Annotated in this window: 5 protein-coding genes; 3 read left to right on the top strand and 2 right to left on the bottom strand. The window is 71.1% G+C overall.

The genetic code is table 11. The annotated features are described in order from the left end of the window. Positions 1 to 1,856, bottom strand: a 1,856-nt coding sequence (locus COGEMETH_RS12730) for a S9 family peptidase (protein ID WP_373875357.1), incomplete at its 3' end; no start/stop codon positions are given. A gap of 532 nt (positions 1,857 to 2,388) precedes the next feature. Here COGEMETH_RS12730 and COGEMETH_RS12725 point away from each other — a divergent pair. The 3 genes from COGEMETH_RS12725 (at position 2,389) to COGEMETH_RS12715 (ending at position 4,116) form a co-directional block, all read left to right on the top strand. Beyond that, the gene (locus tag COGEMETH_RS12725) at positions 2,389 to 2,823 is read left to right on the top strand and encodes a Ros/MucR family transcriptional regulator (RefSeq protein ID WP_238182969.1); all 435 of its coding nucleotides are present in this window, start codon (positions 2,389 to 2,391) and stop codon (positions 2,821 to 2,823) included. A gap of 137 nt (positions 2,824 to 2,960) precedes the next feature. Continuing rightward, complete coding sequence (locus tag COGEMETH_RS12720; RefSeq protein WP_238182967.1) at positions 2,961 to 3,161, top strand: hypothetical protein; 201 nt, start codon at positions 2,961 to 2,963, stop codon at positions 3,159 to 3,161. Between the two features lie 100 nt (positions 3,162 to 3,261). Further along, positions 3,262 to 4,116 carry a DUF6456 domain-containing protein gene (locus COGEMETH_RS12715; protein WP_238182965.1) on the top strand — a complete coding sequence of 285 codons (855 nt, stop codon included), beginning with the start codon at positions 3,262 to 3,264 and terminating at the stop codon, positions 4,114 to 4,116. A 78-nt stretch (positions 4,117 to 4,194) separates the two neighbouring features. On the opposite strand, the gene COGEMETH_RS12710 is transcribed toward COGEMETH_RS12715, so the two are convergent. Further along, positions 4,195 to 4,626, bottom strand: a complete 432-nt coding sequence (locus COGEMETH_RS12710) for a SufE family protein (RefSeq protein ID WP_238182964.1) — start codon at positions 4,624 to 4,626, stop codon at positions 4,195 to 4,197. Positions 4,627 to 4,770: the final 144 nt, after the last annotated feature.

Below are 4,770 nucleotides of genomic sequence, written 5' to 3'. Positions count from 1 at the left end.
GCCGCGCTCGCGGCCGGGTTGCCCCATTCGGGCCATTCGGGCGGCGTCAGCGGCAGGTCGCCGTCGAGCATGGTGTTGAGCACGTCCACGAAGGGCACGTCGGCGACGATGCCCGCGAACAGTTCGGGGGCGAGGTTGGCCACCGCCCCCATCAGCATGCCGCCGGCGCTGCCGCCATGGGCCACGATCCGCGTCTCCGCGGTGTAGCCGGCCCCGATCAGGGCGCGGGCGCAGGCGACGAAATCGGTGAAGGTGTTGGGCTTCTTCTCACGCTTGCCGTCGAGGTACCAGCGCCAGCCCTTCTCGGTGCCGCCCCGGACGTGGGCGATGGCGTAGACGAAGCCGCGGTCGACCAGGGAGAGCAGGTTGGTGCGGAAGGCCGCCGGCATCAGCGTGCCGTAGGAGCCGTAGCCGTAGAGCAGCAGGGGCGCCGTGCCGTCGAGGGGCTGGTCGCGCCGGTGCAGCAGGGAGATCGGCACCTGCGCCCCGTCGGGCGCGGTGGCGAACAGCCGGCGGGTGACGTAGGCGGCCGGGTCGTGCCCGCTCGGCACGGTCTGGCGCTTGCGCAGGGTGCGGCCGCGGCTGCGGCAATCGTAGTCCCAGGTCTCGGCCGGGGTCGTCATCGACGAGTAGACGAAGCGGATCACCGCCGTCTCGAATTCGTGCCCCGGCTGGAGGCCGAGCGAGTAGGCCTCCTCGGCGAAGGCCACGGCGTGCTCCGCCCCCGTATCGAGGTCCCGCACGATGATGCGCGGCCGGGCCTCCGCGATCTCGAGGCGGACCAGGTGCCCCGCCAGGAGGTGCTGGTGGCGGATCATCACGCCGGTCCGGTGCGGCACCAGGTCCGTCCAGCCCGCGCGTCCGGGCGCGTCGAGGGGGGCGGTGACGATCTTGAAGTCCTCGGCCCCGTCGGCGTTCGTCAGGATGAAGAGCGCCTCGCCCCGGTGCTCGACGGAATAGATCAGCAGCGGCTCCCTCGGCTGGACCACGCGCGGGGGGGCGCCGTCCGCGTGCCGGTCGACGAGGTGGACCTCGGAGGTCTCGTGGTCGCTCGCCGTGATCGTGAGGAAGGCGCCCGACTGCGTCTGCCCGATATGCACGAAGCAGCCGGAATCGCGCTCGGTGTAGACCGTCTCGTCGGAGGCCTGCGGCGTGCCGAGGCGGTGGCGCATGACGCGGGCCGGCCTGTGGTTGGCGTCCACCGCCACGTACCAGAAGGCCGCGCCGTCGCCCGCCCAGACCGCCTCCCCCGAGGTCGCCTCGACCCGGTCGTCGAGGTCGAGGCCCTTCGCGAGGTCGCGCACGCGCAGGGTGTAGAGTTCCGATCCCTTGGTGTCGGCGCTCCAGGCCAGCCGGGCATGGTCGTCCGAATGGACGGCGGCGGCGATCTCGAAGAACGCCAGCCCCGCGCCCTCCCGGTCGCCGTCCACGAGGATGGTCTCCTCGGCCGCCCCCGCCGGGTCGTCGCCCGGCACGGCCGCGCCGCGCGGGCGGCGGCAGATCAGGGGATGCTGCCCGCCGTCGCGGTGGCGGGTGTAGTAGGCGAAGGGCCCGTCGGGTTCGGGGACGCCGCTGTCGTCCTCGCGGATGCGCCCGCGCATCTCGGCGACGAGGGTGTCGCGCAGCGGGCCGGCCGCGGCGAGGGCCGCCTCGGCATGGGCGTTCTCGGCCCTGAGGTAGGCGCCGACGTCCTCGGGCAGGACGGAAGGCGTCTTGAGCACGTCCTGCCAGTTGGCGGCCTTCAGCCAGGCGTAGTCGTCGGTGAGGGTGCGGCCATGCACCGTGAAGGCGTGCGGCCGCCGCTCGGCGACCGGCGCGTCGGGTGCAGGGATCAATCGAGCGGGTTCGGACGCCATCGCCAGGGTTCCACCGGAGCAGGGACGGCCGGATGTGACGCGCGGGCGGACGATCGGCAAGGGATAACCGGCAAGGGATCATTCACATGGGACGATCGACACGGGACGATCGGCCGGTCATGGGCACAATTGACCAGGGCGGAGGCGTGGGTCTCCCGGCGCGGGTCTTGGCCCGGCACGGCTGAAGTCTTGGCCCGGCACGGCGACGACGGCGCGGGCTGACGTTATACTCAGTCGTCAGTTGCAGAGATGCCTGCTCTTAGGAACGGTTTCGGACCGTTCCAAGCAGGTGAACTATTGTTCATTAAAGTTGAGCGAACGTATCCGAATGCCATTTCCGCGTCTTGCGAGCGGTTTCCGGATGTCCTACAGAGGTGTCGTGGCGAGAGGGGACGCTGCACATCACAGAGCACTTGCAGGCTGGAATGCCGTTGCTGCGAGAACCTGCAGCATCGCCTTGTACCAGGTCGATCGCGATGACCAAGGGGCCGGAAGCCATCGCCCGCAGTGCCTTACCGGGACCTTTCCAAACATGAACGAAGCAGACAGCACGGTCGATTACGTAGAGCTCGCGGCCGACATCGTCTCGGCCTACGTCAGCAACAATCCGGTCCCTCCGGGCGAGTTGGCGCAGCTGATCGTCCGTATCCACACCGCCCTGGTCCAGGTCGTGGGCGGGACGGTCGAGGCGAAGGCCCCGGCCGGTCCGCTGCAGCCCGCGGTTCCGATCAAGAAGTCGGTCACGGCCGAGCATATCATCTGCCTGGAAGACGGGCGCACGTTCAAGTCGCTCAAGCGTCACCTGCGCGCCAAGTACGATCTCAGCCCCGAGCAGTATCGTGCCAAGTGGGGCCTGCCGCCCGACTACCCGATGGTGGCGCCGAACTACGCCAAGGCCCGCTCGGACCTCGCCAAGGCGATCGGCCTGGGCCAGACCCGGACCGGGAACTACGACGAAGCGGCCTGAGCGGCCTGAGGCCCGAGGTGCCGGTTCCCGACGAACCGGTGCCTCCATGCCCCTTGCACGACGAGGATCCACGGCGCGCCCGGACGTTTCGACGCATCGCATCGGGAACGCTCCGTCGCTTTCGACATTACGCAAGGATGAGCCCGCCTCTCGACGATCCGGCCGACAAGCTCGAAGCCACGAACGCGGTCCTCTCGGAATGGGCCGCCCGGACGGCCGCCGACAGCGACGCGCTGATCGACCGCCTCGAAGGCCTGGGCTACGCGGTCCGCGGCAAGTCGGAGGCGGAGATCGCCGAGATCCTCAGACGGCCGCCGACCGGCCCGGCGACAGCGTGACGATGCACAGGCAGATATCTGTCAAGTCTTGACGTAGGACGACTTTCCGATAGCCCTGTTCCCGGCGCTCGTTCACCTGACGTTGCGATTTGAACAAAACATGAACAAAAAGCAGCCTTCCGCCCGTGCCGCCCGCCCCGGCGAGGCCGCGCGCATCGGGACGGCGCTGGACCGCGAGGCCGAACGCCTGCTCGCGGCCCTCGGACCGGCCGGCGCCTACGCCTTTCCGGACCCGATCGAGGAGGCCATGCTGATCGTTCGCGTGGGCGGCCTCGGGGTCTCGGTGGGCGGCGGCCGCTTCCCGCTCCGGGCGGGCGAGCGGCTCGTCGCCGTCGACCTCGCCGAGCGGGAGCCGGGCCCGCGCGGCCGCCTGATGCTCAACGCGACGGGCCGGGCCCGCCTGCGACGGGCCGGGGATGGCGACGCCGTGCCGTTCCTGGCGCAGAACCTCGACCTGACGCGCGAAGGCGGCACCGGTCCCGAGAGGCGCCTGCGCGACGCCTCGGAAAGCCCGATCGCCTGGATGGCGCGGCGGCGGGGGCGGGACGGCGAGCCGCTCCTCGACGCGGCCTCGGTCGAGGCGGGAGAGCGCCTGCGCCGCGACCTGACGGCGGCGATGATGCTGCCGCGCATGGGCATGGACTGGGGGGCGACGCGGGTCGACGGCGCGGGCCCGCGCGATCCGGCGAGCGCCTCCGATGCGATCCTCTCGGCGCGCAAGCGGGTGCGCGCGGCGCTGAATTCGGTGGGCCACGACCTGTCCGGTCTGCTGATCGACCTCTGCGGCTTCCTGAAGGGCCTGGAACGCATCGAGACGGAGCGGCGCTGGCCGGCACGGTCCGCCAAGGTCGTCGTCCGCATCGCCCTGGGGCGGCTCGCGGAGCATTACGGGCTCGAACGCGTGGCCTCCGGCCCGGAGCGCGCCCGGATGCGGCTGTGGCGGGCCAGCGCCTGAGGCGGCCTCATGGCCGCAGTCTCGGCATCGCGGGGCGCGACCCCGTCGCCGGGGCGGGCGACCCGCCGCCCGTCCGGCTCATGGCGCCTCGGCCGCCATCCGCGTCGCGTCGCGGTGGATGCGGTCGGCCATCGCGCGCACGCCGTTGGAGCGTTGCGGGGTGAGGTGCTCGCCGAGGCCGAGGCGGGTGTAGAGGGCGAAGGCGTCCGTCTCGGCCGCCTTGCGCGGCGTCTGCCCGTCGAACAGCGCCACCATCAGCGCCACGAGGCCGCGCACGATATGGGCGTCGCTGTCGCCGCGCAGGTGGAGGCGCGGCTCGCCGCCGGACCCGTCGAGGCCGAGATCGAGCCAGACCTGACTCGCACAGCCCTGGACCTTGTTCGCCTCGGCATGCAGGGCCTCGTCCGCCGGCGGCAGCATGCGCCCGAGTTCGATGATGTAGCGGTAGCGTTCTTCCCAATCGTCGATGAATTCGAAGTTCTCGACGATGGTCTCGATCGGGGGAAGCATGTGCGGTCGGGCATCCAAAAACGGTGAGGCGGCCGGTATGGCGCGACTTGGAAGGAAGCCCGCACGGGCCCTCCCACCTCTGCGGCGGAGGGTGGCCCGCGAGCCAAGTCGGGAGAGGGAAGCGCCCTCTCCGGATACGGCGCT

The organism is Methylobacterium trifolii (assembly GCF_022179685.1).
Taxonomy (GTDB): Bacteria; Pseudomonadota; Alphaproteobacteria; order Rhizobiales; family Beijerinckiaceae; genus Methylobacterium; species Methylobacterium trifolii.
The sequence above is the reverse complement of the archived record's forward strand: the minus strand, read 5'-3'. Positions and strand labels throughout refer to the sequence as shown.